This window comes from Paenibacillus doosanensis (genome assembly GCF_025060755.1).
Lineage (GTDB): Bacteria > Bacillota > Bacilli > Paenibacillales > NBRC-103111 > Paenibacillus_S > Paenibacillus_S doosanensis.
Genome location: NZ_JANYUY010000001.1, coordinates 115022 through 134035 on the forward strand (window position 1 = coordinate 115022; position 19014 = coordinate 134035).

Sequence of the window (19014 nt, forward strand, 5' to 3'; positions counted from 1 at the left end):
CTGCGTCCCCGGAATTTCGCTGCTGTGTGACGGACGACGAATCCGTTCACGCGATCCGGGGATAACAGGGCTCGCCGTCCCGCGGCCAGCGCAGCAGGCGTATGTCGCCGCGCTTTACCGCCGAATGATACGGACGATAAATCAAACTACGCTAGCAGCAAGGAGCGGATATCCGGTTCGATGTCCGCAGGCTCGATCGTACATTCGTACCTGCTCTTCACCCGGCCCCTCCGATCGATCAAAAACTTGGAGAAATTCCATTTGACCCCGTCGCCCTCATAGATGCCGGGGTATTTTTCCATAAGAAACTCCCGCATCCAGCGGCCGTCGGAGGTTTGGGGATCAAACCCTCGAAACGGCGCTTGCCCGGTCATATATTGAAATAAAGGATGCGCATCCGCTCCGATCACCTCGATTTTTTCAAATAGCTCGAACGTCACTCCGAATCGGCTGTCGCAATACGTCTGAATTAGCGCATTATTTTCGGGCTCCTTATCGTTGAATTGGTTGCACGGAAACCCGAGAATTTCCAATCCCGCTGCGTGATACGCGTCATAAAGCTGTTGAAGCCCTTCGAATTGTTTGGAGTATCCGCACCGGCTCGCCGTATTTACGATAAGAAGAACCTTTCCGCGGTAAGCCGACAAACAGACGGGTTTGCCGTCGATCGTTCGAGCCTCATATTGATAGACAGACATGGTTTAAATCCCCTTTCAATGGCGCTAGTGTTACAACTTATCATAAAGGCAAATTGTTTATTCGTCTAATATATAATTGAAATTGATTTAATAGGTAATTGCTATAAGTTTCGCATAATAAAAAAAGCCCCGGTCCAAACGGAACTCAGGACCGGGGCCGCTTATGGCCTTTATACTATTCCTCGTAAATTTTGGTCAGCAAAGCGCCCAGCGCTTCCATAGCCTGCTCTTCCTGCTCGCCGTCAACCTCAAGCAGCACTTCGTCATTTTGAGCGAGTCCCAAAGTCAGCATGCTCAGCGAGCTTTTGCCGTTCACTTTTTTGCCGTTTTTCGTCAAGTTGATTTTACATGGAAATTCGCTTGCTTGTTGAACGAATATTTTGGTAGGGCGGGCATGAAAGCCCGACGGGTTCATCACGGTAAACGATTGAGACAGCATTTATGCTTCACTCCTTGTCAATTGTTGAACGAATTGTTTGACCTCCGCTTGGCTGCGCATTGCCAGCGCCTTGCGGGCATGATCGGCCCATTCGCCCTGCGGCAGCTTGCCGATCAGCGCTCTGGCCGGCAGGATCGATCCGGCGCTCATGCTGAACTCGTGCAGTCCGAGCCCGAGCAGCAGCGGGATCGCCGTTTCGTCTCCGGCCATTTCCCCGCACATGCCGACCCATTTGCCTTCGCGCTCCGCCGCGCGGATAACCATATCGATCAGGCGGAGAATCGCCGGATGGCTGGGCTGGTACAAGTACGCAACCGTCTCGTTCATCCGGTCCGCCGCCATCGTATATTGAATCAGATCGTTCGTGCCGATGCTGAAGAAGTCGACGTCTTTGGCGAAGCTGTCCGCTGCGAGCGCAGCCGCAGGCACCTCGATCATCATCCCGACTTCGATACGCTCGGCAACGGTCACGCCTTCGCCGAGCAGCTTCTCCGTCTCCTCCTGCAGCAGGCGCTTGGCTTCCCACAGCTCTTCCACAACGGCGATCATCGGAAACATAATTTTCAGCTGCCCGTAGGCGCTGGCCCGAAGCAGCGCCCGCAGCTGCGTGCGGAACAGATCTTGGCGGTCGAGGCACAGCCTCAATGCCCGCAGCCCGAGGAACGGGTTGCTCTCTTCAGGCAGCTTCATGTACGGAAGCTTTTTGTCCCCGCCGATATCGAGCGTGCGGATGACGACCGGCTTGCCGTTCATTTTCTCCAGCACATATTGATATACTTTGAACTGCTCTTCCTCGGTAGGCAGCGCGCTGCGGCCCATATACAAAAACTCGGTGCGGAACAAGCCGATTCCTTCCGCTCCGTTATCCAGCGCTTTCTGCACATCCTCGACGCTGCCGATATTGGCTGCAAGCTCCACTTGGCGGCCGTCGGAGGACAGCGAAGGCTGATCGATCAATTGTTTCAGTTCCGCCTTGCGGGCGTCGTACTGCTCTTTTTTCCGCAAATACGCCTGAAGCTCTTGCTCATCCGGATCGACGACAATCCGTCCTTCCACCGCGTCCAATATGACGGTAACCCCGCTCGCAATTCCAGCCGCCGCGGCTCCCGCGCCGACAACCGCCGGAATTTCCAACGAGCGTGCCATAATGGCGGAATGGGACGTTCTGCTGCCGATTTCGGTGATGAAGCCCATCACCAGATCGGGATTGAGCTGCGCCGTATCGGACGGCGTCAAATCCTCGGCGATGAGTATTGCCGGCGCCGACAGATCGGCAACCGAGCCGTACGATTCTCCGCGAAGGCGGCTGAGCACGCGGCCGGATACGTCCTTCACGTCGACCGCGCGCTCCCGCAGCAGCTCGTTATCCATCGCCATCAAAGCTTCGATGAAAGTTCCGGCCACTTCATAGAGCGCATAATCGGCGTTGACCGATTCGTCTTTGATTTTATCCGTAACGGCATCGATAAGATCCGGATCTTCCAGAAGCAGCAGATGCGCCTCAAAAATTTCCGCTTTCTGCGCGCCGAGCCTGCTCTCCGTCATCTCCCGGATCGTCTGAAGCTGCTCTTGCGCCTCCTTCACGGCCTGCGCAAAGCGCGCCGCCTCCTGCTCGGGATCGGCCACCGAGCTGCGGACAGGCGTTTGCTGAACGGTTTGCAGCCGGAACGCTTGCGCGACGGCTATGCCCGGCGAGGCCGCTACCCCTGTCAAATGATTCGACATTTCCAACCGCTCCTTCCTCGAGTTAAAGTGTATTAGACGGCTTCCATGCCGAGTATTGTTTCATAACCATCTCATGAACCGGATGATCTTCCGGTATGTTGGTATATCGCGTCAAAGCCGCGCCTGCGCCAAGCTCCTTCACGGCCGCCTGAAGCTCCGCCGCTTCCGGGTCGTCGGCATAGTCGAATCGCAGCGCCGCCGCCATAACGCCGGCCAGGCGCACTGGCTCGATGCCGCCCGCAAACGCCTGCAGCGCCGGGCGTACCAGTCTGTCGTTCGGCGACAGCTTGCGGATCGGCGAACGGCCGACGCGGACGACTTCGTCGGTCAAGTACGGATTGCGGAACCGTTCCATAATTTTCACGATATAGCTCGTATGCTCTTCGGCGTTGAAGGAATATTTGTACACGAGCATTTTGCCGGTTTCATCCAGCGCCTCGCGAACGTGCCGGGCTATCGCCTCGTCGGCCATCGCCTCCTGAATCGTCGCTATTCCTTGCAAATAACCGAGATAAGCGGCGCTGCAATGGCCGGTATTGACGGTGAACAGCTTGCGCTCGATGTAAGGCTCAAGCTGCTGCACATAGTGAACGCCCTTCACCGGCTCGAACCCTTCGAACATGGACGAGCGGTCGACGACCCATTCGTAGAACGGCTCAACCGTAACATGCAACGGGTCTTCATGGTGCTGGAGCGGCACGATCCGGTCCACGGCCGCATCGGGGAAGGCAACGCGGCTGTCCGCTTGCTGGCGCTCCTCTTCGTTAAGATGCGAGTACACATGCTCTTTCAGCTGCGTGCTGCCGCCGATCGCATTCTCGCAGGCAATAATATGCAGCGGCGCGGCGCCCGCCGCAAGTCTGCGGCGTATGCCGGACGCGATATTGCCGGCGATGAATTTCAATATGTTCACGCCGACCGCCGTCGTGACCAGATCCGCTCCGGCTACCGCCGCGGCGACTTGCTCGGCGTCGTTGCCGCTGATCGCCGTAACGCCGCGGACCGTTACCGTATCTTGCGACTCGTTAGCGAGCGAGACCGTATATTCTCGGCGCTCCCGCAGCAAGCCCACAAGCGTCTCGTTCACATCGACGAAAGTAACTTCGTAACCGGAGTCGGACAGCAAGAGGCCGATAAACCCGCGGCCGATGTTGCCCGCTCCGAAATGAACCGCCCTCATCATTCCATCCCGCTTTCAAAGATAGCGAGCAGCTCTTCGGCCGTAGAAGCCTTCAAAATGCCCTCCAAATTATCGTCATCCGAACAGATCATCGCTACGTTGGTCAGTATTTCCAGATGGTCGTCTCCGTCCGCCGCGATACCGACCAACAAATAGGCTTTCTCCCCTTCGCCGAAATCGACGCCTTCCGGGATCTGCAGAATCGACAACCCCGTCGAGCGGATAAATTGCTTCGAGTCCTGCGTTCCATGCGGAATAGCAAGTCCCCCGCCCATGTAAGTGGATAACGTCTGTTCTCTCTCGATCATTTTCTCGATATACGGAAGCTCGGCATGTCCAGCGTCCACCAACAGTTGTCCCGCCAAGCGGATCGCTTCGTATTTGTCTTCGACCTTCACGTTCAATCTGACTTTCTCTTTGGATAAAACACTCATGGTTATCTCTCCATTTCCCTTTATATTCTTCGTCGTTATTGCGTTTTATCGATAAAAAAGCGCGCCAACTCCTCGCTCAAAAACCGCTTGATCTCCTCCGGCTCCCCGCGCTCCAGCAGCCCGATCATCTCCGGAACAAGCAGCAGCGCGCTGATCTCGCTGAGCACTTCAAGGCTCTCCTTCGCCAGCTCGCGCGGTCCCAGCATCAGCAGTATATGCCGGACTTCCGTCGGCCCTTCCGCCTCCAGCACGATAGACTCGCTCAATCGAAATAAGGTTAGCGACGGCCGGCGGACATATTCGCTCCGCGTATGAAACAATGCCACCGACGTATCCGGAATGAGCTGGCTTCCCAGCTTCTCTCTCTCGACCAGTTGATCGGCGACAGGGCCCGCTTGGTCAAGTACGCCCGCTTCCTTCACATAAGCGCACAGCTCAAGCACCACATCCCGCAAGCTGGCGGACGGCCCCCCGGCAAGGTGCACCCGGAACTGCCCGATCAGCCGGACGATTTCATCCAAATACGCTTTGAGCTTGAGCAGCCGCTCCCATGCTCCTTGCCCTTCGTCTGCGGCCTGCCGCTTCGCGGACGGGTTCTTTTTCAGTGTAATATCCTGGATGAACCGGCGCAACCGCTCCGCTTCCTCTTTGGTCAACAGCGGGCTAAGCTTAATATACTGATCCGCTTCCAGCGGCAGATCGACCGTCGAGATGATCAGATCGTATGCCTCTCCCGGCTGCCGCGCAGCTTCGTACCATGATACGTTGCCGACAATCTCGATCTGCGGAAATTGCTTGCCGATCCGAATCGCCAGCATCTTCGAGGAGCCGATTCCGCTGGTGCACACAAGAATGGCCCGCACATTGCGGCGAAATTGATTCAGCCTCTCCAAGGCAGCGCCGAAATGCATAACCAGAAAGCCAACCTCTTCATCGGGCACGGCGACATCGGTAATGACGCTATCGACCCCTTCACGCAAAATTCCGAATAAGTAGTCGTAATCTTTTTTGATCTGGGCAAGCAGCGGGTTGCGGATATAAGCGCCGTGACGAAGTCTATCCAGCGCGGATTCCAGATGTGTCAACAGTCCTTCCCTGAGCGTACGGTCTTCGGTTACGCTAACTCCCGTTCGTGCCTCCGCGTAACGGATCAGCCTATTCATTTTATCTATCAGACTAAGATCGTCCTGCGGCAGTAAGCCGTTGACTGCGCCTGCCGGGCCCAGCGTCGCTTCGCGAAGCAGCTCGGCAATATAAGCCGTTTCTTCTTCGGTAAATTCGATCCCGAGCCTCGCGGATAGCGAAGCAACGATTGGCCTCGCAAACTCCGGCACTTCACCCGGTGCGTGCGAGCCGCCCCGCTTCCTCGATTTCATTCTAGTCCCTTGTTCGATCCGCTTAACCGCGGTAGACAGACGGACTAGCAGCTCCGTATAGGCAACCTCAGCCAAATCGGCGTTTCTTAGCCGCCCCCATTCCCATAGAGCGTTCTCGATCTCCATCAGAAACGGTTTGCCGACCATATTCAGCAGCTTTGCCGTCGCCGGGCGCACCGTCCGTCCGGTCGGCCCGAATAAATCGGAATCGTCCAGATGCTCTCCGGCCAAATAGCCTATAGCCTTCTGCTTGCTTGTCTCCGATCCGTTGATTTCGACCCCGTAGCCCCGCCTTCGCACCAGCTGCAGGCCGCGCTTGCCGATCCAGGACTCCAATTCGTCCAGATCATGGGCAACGGTAGGCATCGTCACTTTCATGTCGTGAGCTAGCGTAAACAGCTTCACCGGCTCCTGAGCCTCAAGCAGCGAGCAGAGAATCCACACTTTGCGGTCCTCCGCGGAAAAATCAACCGCACTAGTACGGGACAATCTTTCGCGGAATGACTCCAGCCGTTCCGGGTCATCCGCATAAATTTGAATGCCGATGCCGGATTTCTTATGAAGCTTCAATCCGTACGCTTCCACGATCTGCTCCACCTCGGACAACTCCCGGTGAACCGTTCGGGTGCTTACATTGATTGCCGCCGCAATCTCACCGGCTGTAATCTCGTCCTTCCGGTTCAGCAGAAGCTCCAGAATTTGGCGATGTCTGCTGGAAACGTTCAACATGGGCATCTTCCTCATACATAAAATGGCATAACTCCGGCGCTGACGGCAGCGGCGAACAAGCTTATCCGAACTGCCGCAGGCTCTATCTCATTCACCGTACGGCGAACGACAAACCTTTTTTTTGAAACCGGCTGCCCTGCTCTTGTTCACCGCGCTCTCGCACCGGTGTTATGCGCTATTATACAATCAGCTTAATCGTTGGACCAATTCGTCGTATTCCGGACTTTTCAGGAAATTATCGATCGAGATATGCTCAGCCTTCGGCGCCTGCGCCTTGGCTCGATCCGTCAGCGATTTATGCGTAATGACGATATCGGCATCGCCCGGAATTTCACTGATCGCGGTGTTGATAACCGTTACGTCCACACCCGCCGCCTTCATTTTTTTGCGTAGAATCGAAGCGCCCATGGCGCTCGAGCCCATGCCTGCATCGCATGAAAAGACGATTTTGCGGACATCTTCTTTGGCGAGAACCGTACCTGCCGGGCTTGCTGCAGAAGCTGCGGCAGCCGGAGCGGATGGGCTGGCATTGCCCGCTGCTTTCATCTGCTTCATTTTTGCCGACGCTTCTTCCAAATCGCCTTCGTCCTGCTCATCCTTACGCGTTGTTTTCAGCAGCAGGGCGGCGACTAGGAACGAGACGATCGTCGCTGTAATCACCCCGGTGAATACGGCCAGCAAGCCGCCTTTCGGCGCCATCGCGATGTAAGCGAAAATACTTCCCGGCGACGGTGTCGCAACGAGTCCCGCATGGAACAGCGAGAAGGTGAATGTGCCTGTCACGCCGCCGGCCATAGCCGCCAAGATCAAGCGGGGGTTCATCAAAATATACGGAAAGTAAATTTCATGAATCCCGCCGAGAAAATGAATGATTGCCGCTCCGGGAGCGGATTGCTTAGCGGTGCCGCGTCCGACCAGCCAATAGGCGAGCAAGATGCCAAGTCCCGGTCCGGGATTCGATTCGAGCATAAAAATAATCGATTTGCCTGTTTTGGCCGCTTGATCGAGCGCGATCGGGCTAAGTACGCCGTGGTTGATCGCATTATTCAGGAAAAGCACTTTCCCCGGCTCGATCAAAATATTGGCCAGCGGCAGTAAGCCCGCGTTAACGAGAACCTGTACGCCTGCGGCTAACGTTTTACTGATGACTTCTACGACAGGGCCGACCCCCGTATAAGCGATCAGAGCGAGCACCCCGCCGATAATGCCCGATGAGAAGTTGTTGACGAGCATTTCGAAGCCGGAACGGATTTTGCCTTCGATCGATTTGTCGAACTGCTTCAAAATCCACGCCGATCCGGGACCGACGATCATGGCTCCGAGAAACATCGGGATGTCGGCTCCGACAACGACGCCCATCGTAGCGACGGCGCCGATGACGCCTCCGCGCTGCCCGTGAATCATAGTCCCCCCGGTATAACCGATGAGAACAGGCAGCAAATACGTTATGATCGGGCCCACCAGCTTAGCCAAATATTCGTTCGGGATCCAGCCTGTCGGAATAAATAATGCCGTGATTAATCCCCAGGCGATGAAGGCGCCGATGTTCGGCATAACCATCCCGCTCAAAAAACGCCCGAAGCGCTGCACCTTCACCCGTACTCCGCCGGATGCTTGCTGTGCTGCTGTATTCATGTAGGATTCCTCCCTTTAAGTTTTGAAATGCCGCTGCTCCAATAAAAATTTGTGCAAGCGTTATCTGTCTTTATCGTAAGCCACGGCGGTTTGTTCTTCAACCTAAGGAAAAACGTGTCCCGTCATCAACGCTGTTGACACTTTTTTAATTTAGCATGTTCAACTTTTGCGAAAAATACCGTATGAGGCTTGAGCCGGTAGAGTAAATTAACGTCGAACCCTACTAAACAACGTCTAAGCAAAGGAAAGATCTCTCATGAAAATACAGCAAAAGTTTCTCGGAAAATCCCTTTTTGTCTGGAAACGCCTATTTTGCTTGCTGGTAGCGGTGTTCTTGACGGCAGGCTTTTGCGGAGAAAGCTATGCCGACCCGGAATCGGCGCCCGTTCATCCCGTAAAGGCGGCGTTTGTGCGTAAAGGCAATCTATGGATCAAAGCGGGAACGGAGGAAAAGCAGCTAACGGACCTGGGAGGCGTATCCGGTCCCAAATGGTCTTACGACGGCCAATGGATTGCCTACAACCGGTCGCAGAACGGCAGCGATCAGGAGGTGTGGCTCTATAACGCGAAGGATGGCCGCCATGAGCAGATCTACGCGCGCGGAGGGACGAATCTGCAGTGGTCCCCGGTGCGCAATATGCTGGCGTTCCAGGACCAAACCGTGCTGAATATTACGGATACGGACGTTTTACCCCAGCAGCATTTTGACAATGTGGCGCTGGGGGTGAACAATTATTCATGGCTGCCCGACGGCTCCGGTTTTCTGGCTTCCACCGCGGCTGACCGTCTGCCCGACGGCTGGACGAACCCGGTGCTGTACTTGATTCCTTACGACGCCAAAATGGACGAGAAAAAAATGAAACGATTTTTTACGATTCCTTCCGAACTTACCGGAGGCAGCGTCACCGTGCTGTCGATCGGCACGTCGATTTTCAAATGGTCGGCCGACCGGAGATGGATTTCGTTCGTCGTTCATCCTACGGCTTCCTGGTCCGCCGACAGCGATATGTTATGCTTGCTTTCCGCGGACGGCAAACACTTTAAGCCGGTGAATGAAATGCTGGCCAACTCCGGTTGGTTCAAGTGGGCTCCTGCTCGCAGCCGATTGGCTTATATTCAAGGCGGCGGCCGGATGGCGCTGGAGAATAAACATCTGAAAGTGAAGGAGGTTCCGGCTTTACAACTGCCGGCGCTTACCCCGAAAGGCTATGCGGACGTCGGCTTTACTTGGGTTACGAGCGAGAAGCTCGTCGTATCCCGATCGGCGGAGAGCACATGGCAGCAGGACCCGTCGCAGCGCCCGCTGCCGGCGCTTGTTCAGCTGCACCTTCAAGATCCGCAGCAGCAGCCGGTATCGTCCCCGCCTGCCGGTTACGGGGACTATGCTCCTCAATATCTGAAGAGCAGCCGCCGGCTTGGCTGGGTGCGCTCAAACCGGGAAAAGGCCGGCGTGATGCTGGGCAAGGATAACGGAGCGGAGGCGGTCTTATGGATTGAATCGGTGGATTTGGGCTCGAATTATTACGAGCAGTGGGATTGGAGCGAGGTGCTATGCTGGTATGACGGCACTTCTTCTTGAGAAAGACGCCTTGCCTCACGCGGCGCCCGCTCGTCTAAAAGCCTCTGCGCAAGCGATTTGACGAAGACTTAGCTGCAGGCGCTGCGCATTATGATTATGCTTAAGGCTTATTGCTTCTCACGCTCCAGCGAGATCAGCAAAACTGCGGTATCGTCCGAATCATTCACATACGTGTGAACGCAGCCGCCGCGGAACCGGATCGCATCATGCGGGTGCAGCTCATGCTCGACATCGGAGACGATGATGCGGGCGATACCGGACATCAGCGCAGCGGTTTCCATGACGTCGGCCGGATGATAATCGGAAGAATACTTGCTGCGAGGCGCCAAATAGGCACGGTATATTTCCGTTCCTCCGCTCATCGATTGGGGGAACATCGGCTCGATCCGCCACGGCCCGTCCGTGAACTGCATTCCTGAGCCAGCACGGGACACCTGGACGACCGTCTCCCCGGCGAACAGCGAAAACATCGGCACCGACAAACCGTCGGCTATTCTCCATAGCACGGCCAGACTCGGATTTGTCTCTCCCCTTTCGATTTTGCCGAGCGTCAGCTTGCTGACCCCGGATTTCTCCGCAAGGTCGTCTAGACTCAGCTTCTGCTCTTTGCGCAGCTGTCTAAGCTGGTGGCCGATCCGGCGGACCATCCCCTGCACTTCTTGTTCATCCTGTTCTTTAGAAATATCCAAAGGTTTCCCTCCAAATAAATTATAATTTACTTTTATTCGTTATAAGTATATTATAGTTTATTATCACATGCAATAATCGTTGATCGATTTGTTGTACAAAGGAGAGGAACTGCAATGAACAACCCCAAATCTGCTGCAATCGGGCAAGCCCATGCAGCAACAGGCATTCGCAGCGGCAGCCTGCTGCTCATGTTCGGCGTCATCCTGATCGCTTCCAACTTGCGCGCCTCCATTACTGTCGTCGGACCGTTAACGGCATCGATCCGCGCCGATACCGGCTTGTCCAATGTGCTGGCCAGTCTGCTGACCGCGCTGCCGCTTATCGCTTTCGCCTTGTTGTCTCCGCTCGCGCCCGGCATCGCCCGCCGCATCGGCATGGAGAAGACGCTGTTTATAAGCATGGCCGCCTTAACCGCGGGAATCGTGATCCGCTCGCTCCCTTCCGCAGCGGCGCTGTTCGCCGGAACAGCCGTGCTCGGCGCCTCTATCGCTATCGGCAACGTTCTGCTGCCCGGCCTGATCAAACGCGATTTTCCCGGCAAAGTCGGGTTGATGACAGGTCTGTACTCCATGTCGATGAGCCTTTGGGCCTCCTTGTCTTCCGGCATCAGTGTCCCTGTCGCCAATGGCCTCGGTCTCGGCTGGCGAGGCTCGCTCGGCTGCTGGGCCATCCTCGCCGCAGCGGGTCTAATCTTATGGCTGCCTCAGCTGAAGGCCTCCGGCGCAGCCGCCGCTGTCATCAAACGGGCCCGAACCGGCAGCTTGTGGAAATCTTCGCTGGCTTGGCAGGTCACGCTGTTCATGGGACTGCAATCGTTAGCGTTCTACGTGACGATCGCCTGGCTCCCGGCCATCTTGCACGACCGCGGCATGAGCACCGGAGCTGCCGGCTGGATGCTGTCGCTGATGCAATTCGTCAGCCTGCCGGCCTCCTTCATTATGCCGGTGCTTGCCGGGCGCCGCTCCAGTCAACGCGGACTGATCGTGTTCACGGCGCTGGTCGCGCTGCTCGGCTACTGCGGTCTGCTGCTTAGCACGTCAACGTCGCTGGCTCCGCTGTGGATTATTTTGATCGGCATCGCGCAAGGCGCAAGCATCAGCTTGTCGCTCGCCTTATTCGCGCTGCGTGCCTCGAGCGCGGCCCAAGCCGCCGAACTGTCCGGCATGGCTCAGTCGTTCGGCTATTTGCTCGCCGCCGTCGGACCGATTTTGTTCGGCTATCTGCATGATTTGACGCAGTCCTGGACGGCGCCGCTGCTTGTCCTGGTCGTTTCAACGACCTTGTTCCTGCTGATCGGGCTCGGCGCTGGGCGCAGCGTTCAGCTTGGCGACTCGCGGCCGGCCGCGAAATAAGCCGCCGTGCTTACAGTCCATAGCTTATAGGAACAAATCCCCCAAAAGTGACGTAATGCTCTGAAGCTTATTCCGTCCGCACCCAACCTACGCTGGATCGGCGTCTAACCCTTCCTCTGGGATCGTTCTATGGGTAGACTTTCCTTTCGGGGGAGCACCCGGATATCCACAGGATATTGCTGCGCATCATTTCCTAAATAACAAAAAATCGCCCGGTAAGCCCGGGCGATTTTTCTATTTATCCATCCGTCATTTTATTAACCGAAAAACCGTTCCAGCTCGCTGACGAGCACCTGCTTATCGTTCTCAATGACCGTTTGAACCTGCGGCTTGTCGAACAACTGCTGAATTTCGGTCGGGAACGGCTGCTCAATGTCGATGAGCGCAATCGCTTCGTTGAACTTGGCCGGATGCGCCGTGGCGAATACGACGCAAGTCTCCTGCTCCCCGCTGCAAGTCTCGTAAGCTTTTACTCCGCAGGCCGTATGCGGGTCGAATAAATAGCCGGATTGCTCGTAATATTTATCGATGATCTCCAGGCAGTCCGCACCCTTCACTCCTTGGGCTTCGAAATCGAGAGCCACTTTGCCGAGCAGCTCCGGTCCGATCTCAAGCTGGCCTTCGGCACGGAAGCGGTTCATCAGCTCGGATACCTTGTCCGGATTTTTGTCGTTCAAATAGTACAAATACCGCTCGAAGTTGCTGGCGATCTGAATATCCATCGAAGGGCTGTACGTGCTGTAAAACTCGCCCGGTTTATACACGCCTTCTTTAACGAAACGCTCCAAAATATTGTTTTCATTCGTAGCCAGGATGAGCTTGCCGATCGGAAGTCCCATTTGCTTGGCCAAATAGCCGGAAAAAATATTGCCGAAGTTGCCTGTCGGTACGCTGAAATTGACTTTCCCGACCGGTTTTGCTTTGGCGATTTGGAAGTAAGCGTAAAAATAATATACCGTCTGGGACAAAATGCGCACGAAGTTGATCGAATTGATCGCGCGCAGATGGTATTTATGCTTGAAGTCCACATTCGCGAACAATTCCTTGATCGATTGCTGACAATCGTCGAAATTGCCCTTCACGGACAAGTTCAGCACATTCTCATCCTGCACCGTCGTCATTTGCAGCTCCTGCACCTTGCTAACCTTCTGATGCGGATGCAAAATGCAGATGCGGATGCCTTCTTTGCCTCTCACGCCTTGGATAGCCGCCGCTCCCGTATCTCCGGAGGTCGCGCCCAAAATATTGATAATTTCGTTGCGCTTCGCAGCCACATAAGAATACAGGTTGCCCATAAATTGCAGCGCGACATCCTTGAACGCAAAGGTCGGCCCTTGGAACAGCTCCAACACGTACAGCGAATCGTTAATTTGCTTCAGAGGCGTCACCGCTTCGTCTCTAAAGGTAGAGTAGCTGTCATAAACGAGCTTCTTCAAATCCTCGTAAGGAATTTCATCGTTCGTATAATAAGAGAAAATTTCAAGCATTAAGTCCTGATAGGACAGCTCCTGCCATTCCTTCAGCTTCTGTTCCGAGACGTTCGGAATTTCACTTGGGATCACAAGACCGCCGTCATTGGCCAGCCCCATCAAAAACGCGTCGATAAATCCGCACTTCTCCACTTTTCCTCGCGTGCTTATATAATCCATACTAATCCCCTTCACGTATGAAAATTCACTTTATTATATCAAAAACTTGTCTAGGAATGAAGGAAAATACGGATTTTATCGACAAAACCGCGCTCCGGCGGCCGAAAAAGGCGAACAGCTCGTTTTTTTCCGAAGAAAAGACGGATAAAATCCGGACTGGCAACGAAAAACATTATAACCTTGAGTCCGAAACGTGGTATGCTTGTACGAGGAGGTGAAGTGTATGAATTATATTGTGATAGACCTCGAATTTAACGGAAGGAAGCATTACGATATTTATCCTATGGAAATTATCGAGATTGGGGCCGTCAAGCTGAACGACCGGCTGGAAATCGTCGATACGTTTCAAAGCTATATCAATCCGAATTTTTATATTAATAGATTCGCCTTGCAATTTTGCGGAATTACGAAGGAAACGCTGCACAAGAGCGCTCGCTTTCATCAGGTGATCCGGGAGTTCCGGGCTTTTTGCGGAGAGGAGTATACCATTCTTGCTTGGGGTGGCGGAGATTTCTTCCATTTATTTCTCGATTGCAAAATAAATCAGGTCAGTGGCGATTGGCTCGTCAATCTGCTTGACGTAACTTCCTTCTTCGAAGGAGGACTGCAGCAGGCGCTGGTCGAGCACGAGCTTGAACCGGTAGGGCAGCATCACTCGGCGCTGGACGATGCGCTTAACACCGCGCGGCTGCTGCAGCTTAAGCCGGATGTTATGCGTTCTGACGCTTATTTTGTTCCTAATCATTTTAAGCTATGCACGGGCGGTATCAAAAAGTGGATCACTTTATCGCTGGATAGCGCTCTGGAACAGGACAAGCTGCTTACCTGGAAACAGTTTGCCGGTAACGATAAAACGAAAACCTACTTTAAAATCATGAGGCTGGACGCCGAAGAGATCGAAATGGTCCACGAGCTGTTCACCAAATTTTTCAACATGAAATACGGAAGAAAAGCGAAAACCATGCAGCAGTTGGCTTAACGCTTATTGCAGTTGCAGCCGTCTCGGCCCAAAACCGTCCTTTGCCAAGGACGGTTTTGCCGTATAAAGGGCCGGTCGCGGCTAACCCCCGCTCCGGGGAGAGATTGCCGGCGTCAAGCCGCGCCCGGTTCGCTCAAGGCCCGAAGACTCGGCAGATGGGTCAGCTCGTCTTATGACCGAAAGCAGCTTAAGCCTCTGCCCAGGCCGGCCGCGCCGATTATCCCGGCATCGTTGCCAAGCTGCGCTTGGACGATATCGACCTGCCGGCGCAATGGCTCGGCGGCGTAGCGCGCGAACGCCTCGCGGACCGGCGCCAGCAGCGTCTCGCCGGCGCGGGACACGCCGCCGCCGATAATGAAGCGCTGCGGATTCGTCACCGCAGCCGCCATCGCCATCGACAGGCCGAGCGCATCGGCGGCCTTGCGGACGATCCGCACCGCCGCGCCGTCTCCGGCTTCGGCGTGGACGAACACATCCTTGGCTTCCAGCCGCGCCAAGTCAAGCCCGGCGAGCGTCGTGCCCTCCCCTCGTTCGATTGCCTCCCGGGCCAGCCTGACGATGCCCGTGGCCGAGGCTATCGTCTCAAGGCAGCCTCGCAGCCCGCAGTTGCAGGGGGCCGCCTCGGCTTCCGCCGCGATCCGTAAGTGGCCGAGTTCTCCCGCCATGCCGCCGAACCCATGGACGAGACGGCCCGCTTCGACGATGCCTCCTCCTACGCCGGTTCCGACCGTATAGCACACGAGATGGTTCACCCCGCGTCCCGCGCCGCGGAGCGCTTCTCCTAGCGCCGCCAGATTGGCGTCATTTTCGATGGCAACGGGCTTGCCGAACTGCTCCGACAATATGCGGGCGATCGGCACCTGCTCCCAGCCCAAATTTTCGGCCAGCGCCACCACGCCGCTATGGATGTCGACGAAGCCGGGAATCCCCGCTCCGATACCGGCTACGTCCGACCAATGACCCCCCGCTTCGTCAACAGCCCGGCGAACATATTGGTCGATGCGGCGAACCGCTTCATGCAGCCCTTCCGCTCCTCCTGTAGGCCCTTCCAGCTTATGCAGCAGCCGGCCGTCGGCATCGCATAACCCGACTTTCACATTCGTTCCGCCTATATCGATTCCCGCATACAACGCCTTCTTCATCTATCGGTCCCCTTCGAATGTGCGCGCCGTTACGCACGGAATGTAAACACATATTGTCCTGCGGCGCACCGCTCCTTCGGCTTCATGACGATGCGATATACCGTCTCTCCCCAAGCTTGCAGCAGCTTCTCGTCCGTAATGACGCGAGCCTCGATCACCGCCTCCAGTTCGCGGTTGTCGTATTGACAGACGAGTCCCTTTCCCTCCGTCGTCGGCAGCCAGATCGTTCCGTCTGCTTGCAGCCCGGGCTCACGCCCCGTCAGCAAATGGAGAGCGATCTCACCGGCTTCCGAAGCAAACCGGTATGTCTCGGTTACTTGTACGGCGGGAGTGCCGCCGCGCAGGAGAGCGACCGATCGGTGCCAATAATCCAGCCCCGCTTCCGGCGGATAGGCGCCGGCGATGTCGAGCTCAAGCGACGTTGTCTGCCCGTCATCGGCAAACCGGCAGTCGGAAGCCCGATAGCCTTCTCCGGCGCCCTGACGCACGCCCGCAATCTCGGGCAGGTTGTGATAAGAAGACTGCATCGTCCAAATATCGTACCGGTTCGGTCCGAACGTCTCTTTCGTATAAGTCTCTACGCCCAGATCGATGATGCAGGGCTCTCCGTCATAATAAATAACAAACTGGCCGACATCGTTATGGTTGTGGCTTTCGTCGTTGTGTCCGCCCTTCACGGCAACATACAGCCCTTGCTCCGGGCTCGCCGCTTCCCGGGCAATCATCACCTGAATCCCTTCCAGCCACAGGCTGCGCGGATATGCCGCCGCCCGTCCATGCTCCAGCAGCTTGCTGAAATTAAAGAGCGCAGGAACTACCCGCAAAAAGGAGAAAAACTGCATCTGCTTGACTCCCTCGGTCCCCCATCGACGGGCTATCGTATAGCCCAAATCCATTAGATCGCTCTGCCCCGTACGACTTCCGAAACGATAGATCAAATCGCCTTCAATCGTCACCTTATGCGGCCCGTCGGCAAAGTTAAGCACATACCGGTCATGAATATGCGCTTTGAAAATATACGCGGCAATATTCCGGATCAGCGGCTCGCCGTAGAGATCGATCGTTCCGCCGGTGGCAACAAACAGCTGCTCAAGACAGTCGAACAAGGAACCCGCCGCTTTGTTCCAGTAGCTCGGCCCCTCGTCGCAGCCGCCGTCCGCATGATACGTAAGCAGAAAGCGGTCCAGGCTGTACGCCGCCTTTTCTACGGCCCGGATGCGCCGGTCGTCATCCTCCTCGACGAATAATACGGCGCTGAGCACGTTGGAGGTGATCCAGGTCGTCCAGTTGTACAGCTTCACCGATTCGTCGAAGCCCATCCACCACATGTCCGTCCTGCTCGCGTAAGGCTCTAAAATGCGCTCTCGCAGCTCCATTGCCAGCCTTTCTTTAACAAGCGGCCCGTAATGCTCCGTAAGCGCATCCCCCAGCAAGTAATACGTCCATGCCAGGGCGTTGCCGGTCTCGGCGGCGAACAGATCGATGTCGTGACGGGCCTTGTCGGCAACGGGAAGGCTGCGGTCATAGAAATGAAAATTATGGGCCGAGATGACCCAAGACGTCTCCTCGCATATACACCAAATGCCGTTGACGATATCGTCCAGAAAACGGCCTTTATTTTCGATGCATTCGGCTAACACGAAAGTAGTGAGCGCTCGTCTCCGGCGATGGTACGGCAGATCGTAGCGCGTCCGGTTGCCGTTTCTCCAAAACTCCATGTACATCACGGCCGTAAGCGGAGGATAGGCGAACGGCAGGCTCGCTTCCGCCTCGCGGACGATGGAAGCTTTCAATGACGCGGGAAGCTGCTCCCAAGGCTCTCTCTCTTCCAGCCGCGGAAAAGGCTTGTACTCCTCCTTGCCCAGCAGCCTCCTCTTCCAATCGTGCAGGTTCAGTTGTCGACGTATCATAGATGCACTCCTGTTCTTCAATGAGCTTTGGCTTCGGGAAAAGGAACCGGATAGTTCGGATTTACGAATCCGCTCGATTTGGGATCGCCCGTCGTGAACTCGGCAATTCCAAGCCGCTCCTTCATCCTAGCCTGAAACGATTTGGCGCGAAGCTCCGTTTCTTCCGGGTCGCATACCGAACGCAGCCTCCGTTCGCATGCTTCGAGCGCCCGTTTCGCTTCATCGCTCATCGGCACAGCCTCCGCCTGGTTGAACATTTCTTCCGGATCGTTCTCCAGATCGAACAACTGCGGCGTATAGCCGTTGAAGTGAACGTACTTCCAGCGATCCCAGCGGATCATATACATGCCGACCGGCATTCCGTGCGCGTGGTATTCGCTGAACACAAAATCGCTGCGCTCCACGTCCGCCCTGCCTGTCGCCAGTCTCCATAACGACCTGCCCTGCACCCCTTCGGGAACGGGCAGCGCAAGCGCCTCGCATAGCGTCGGGAACAGGTCGACAAGCGATACGAGCGTATCTACCGTCGCCCCCTTTTTTACGCCGGGGCCTTTCATAATAAGCGGTATATGGGCGGCCTCTTCATACATGCAGCATTTGAACCACAGCCCGTGATTGCCGAGCTGCTCCCCGTGGTCGCTCGTGTAGATGATCAAAGTGTCGTCGTACATTTCGAGCTCCTCCAAAGCGGATACGATGTCGCCGATGTTCTCGTCCAACTCCGTCGTCAAGGAGAAATAGCCTACGTGGGCTCGCCGAATCGTCTCCTCGTCCGCCGCATCGCAGCGGAAATAACGGCGCATCGCCTGCAGCGGCTCGTTGAGTTCGTCAAACGGCCCTTTCGTCGCCTCCGGGATTTGCTGCACCAGCGGATCATACGTATCCCAATGCTCCTGCTTGACGAAGAACGGAAAATGCGGATGGGAAAAACCGACGTACATAACCCATGGAGCCGCCTGAACCTTTCTTTGCTTCAGCCACTCGATCGCTTCATCCCTTATTCGCTGATCGTTCGTGCCTTTGCTGCGGATGCCGATGTTCCGGTAGCGCTCCTCCACCTTAGGCTTCGGCTCGCAGGTATCCCGGAAATAAGCGCCGGTATCAATATTTCTGCGGAATCCCGGCCTTGGGGCAATCAAGCCTTCATAATGTCCCTCCGGATGAAAATCAAGCTTGCCGAAGCTGTGCAGCTCGCGCCCGTGCTCCGCCAAATAAGCGGAAATCCCTTTCACTTTACCGTCATAAGGCGTAGCATTATCCCAGGTCCCCAGCTCATTCACATACTTGGATGTAAAAAAACTCGCCCTCGCCGGAGTGCACACCGGACAATTCGTATAGCAATTCGTAAATCGAGTCCCTTCGGCGGCAAGCCGGTCCAATACGGGAGTCTGTACCAAGGGGTGGCCCGAGCAGCCCATTACCTCCTGGGAATGCTCATCAGACATGATGATGACAATATTCATTAGCGCAATCCCTGCCTCTCGTCGGTTAACGCCT

At 55.7% G+C, this 19014-nt stretch carries 15 protein-coding genes; 3 read left to right on the forward strand and 12 right to left on the reverse strand.

All coding sequences use genetic code 11. The features are described 5' to 3' along the window. Window positions 1–146: 146 nt before the first annotated feature. From N0M98_RS00530 to N0M98_RS00560, 7 genes are all read right to left on the reverse strand, one after another. A complete protein-coding gene (locus N0M98_RS00530; RefSeq protein ID WP_259616632.1) occupies window positions 147–698 on the reverse strand; it encodes a glutathione peroxidase in 552 nt (183 codons plus the stop codon). 175 nt (window positions 699–873) lie between these two features. Further along, entirely contained in the window at window positions 874–1137 is a 264-nt protein-coding gene (locus tag N0M98_RS00535) for an HPr family phosphocarrier protein (protein WP_249862369.1), read from the reverse strand. Beyond that, window positions 1138–2862, reverse strand: a complete 1725-nt coding sequence (ptsP, locus tag N0M98_RS00540; RefSeq protein ID WP_259616633.1) for a phosphoenolpyruvate--protein phosphotransferase — start codon at window positions 2860–2862, stop codon at window positions 1138–1140. Between the two features lie 22 nt (window positions 2863–2884). Further along, entirely contained in the window at window positions 2885–4042 is a 1158-nt protein-coding gene (locus N0M98_RS00545) for a mannitol-1-phosphate 5-dehydrogenase (RefSeq protein WP_259616867.1), read from the reverse strand. Continuing rightward, the gene (locus N0M98_RS00550; protein ID WP_249862367.1) at window positions 4042–4476 is read right to left on the reverse strand and encodes a PTS mannitol transporter subunit IIA; all 435 of its coding nucleotides are present in this window, start codon (window positions 4474–4476) and stop codon (window positions 4042–4044) included. The genes N0M98_RS00545 and N0M98_RS00550 overlap by 1 nt, the downstream gene beginning before the upstream one ends. Before the next feature lie 35 nt (window positions 4477–4511). Continuing rightward, the gene (locus N0M98_RS00555; RefSeq protein ID WP_259616868.1) at window positions 4512–6578 is read right to left on the reverse strand and encodes a BglG family transcription antiterminator; all 2067 of its coding nucleotides are present in this window, start codon (window positions 6576–6578) and stop codon (window positions 4512–4514) included. A 189-nt stretch (window positions 6579–6767) separates the two neighbouring features. Then, the gene (locus tag N0M98_RS00560; RefSeq protein WP_259616634.1) at window positions 6768–8216 is read right to left on the reverse strand and encodes a PTS mannitol transporter subunit IIBC; all 1449 of its coding nucleotides are present in this window, start codon (window positions 8214–8216) and stop codon (window positions 6768–6770) included. A 256-nt stretch (window positions 8217–8472) separates the two neighbouring features. Here N0M98_RS00560 and N0M98_RS00565 point away from each other — a divergent pair, with 256 nt between their 5' ends. Then, window positions 8473–9795 (forward strand): TolB family protein, encoded by a 1323-nt coding sequence (locus N0M98_RS00565; protein WP_259616635.1) that lies wholly within the window; start codon window positions 8473–8475, stop codon window positions 9793–9795. 107 nt (window positions 9796–9902) lie between these two features. Here the strand turns inward: N0M98_RS00565 and N0M98_RS00570 are convergent, their stop codons facing one another. Further along, complete coding sequence (locus tag N0M98_RS00570) at window positions 9903–10484, reverse strand: XRE family transcriptional regulator (RefSeq protein ID WP_249862363.1); 582 nt, start codon at window positions 10482–10484, stop codon at window positions 9903–9905. Between the two features lie 114 nt (window positions 10485–10598). Between N0M98_RS00570 and N0M98_RS00575 the strand changes: the two genes are divergently transcribed. Further along, on the forward strand, window positions 10599–11837 hold the full coding sequence (locus tag N0M98_RS00575) for a CynX/NimT family MFS transporter (RefSeq protein WP_259616636.1): 1239 nt from the start codon (window positions 10599–10601) through the stop codon (window positions 11835–11837). A gap of 257 nt (window positions 11838–12094) precedes the next feature. Here the strand turns inward: N0M98_RS00575 and thrC are convergent, their stop codons facing one another. After that, window positions 12095–13486, reverse strand: coding sequence for a threonine synthase (thrC, locus tag N0M98_RS00580; protein ID WP_259616637.1), 1392 nt, complete (start codon window positions 13484–13486; stop codon window positions 12095–12097). A 223-nt stretch (window positions 13487–13709) separates the two neighbouring features. On the opposite strand from thrC, the gene N0M98_RS00585 reads away from it, so the two are divergent. After that, on the forward strand, window positions 13710–14465 hold the full coding sequence (locus N0M98_RS00585; RefSeq protein WP_259616638.1) for a 3'-5' exonuclease: 756 nt from the start codon (window positions 13710–13712) through the stop codon (window positions 14463–14465). Window positions 14466–14635: 170 nt separating this feature from the next. On the opposite strand, the gene N0M98_RS00590 is transcribed toward N0M98_RS00585, so the two are convergent. From N0M98_RS00590 to N0M98_RS00600, 3 genes are read right to left on the reverse strand one after another with little or no spacing between them, the layout of a single operon-like run. Then, window positions 14636–15607: an ROK family glucokinase gene (locus N0M98_RS00590; protein ID WP_259616639.1), complete on the reverse strand. Its 972-nt coding sequence runs from the start codon at window positions 15605–15607 to the stop codon at window positions 14636–14638. Window positions 15608–15636: 29 nt separating this feature from the next. After that, window positions 15637–17517, reverse strand: a complete 1881-nt coding sequence (locus N0M98_RS00595; protein WP_259616640.1) for a heparinase II/III family protein — start codon at window positions 17515–17517, stop codon at window positions 15637–15639. Between the two features lie 17 nt (window positions 17518–17534). Then, complete coding sequence (locus N0M98_RS00600; RefSeq protein WP_259616641.1) at window positions 17535–18980, reverse strand: sulfatase family protein; 1446 nt, start codon at window positions 18978–18980, stop codon at window positions 17535–17537. Window positions 18981–19014: the final 34 nt, after the last annotated feature.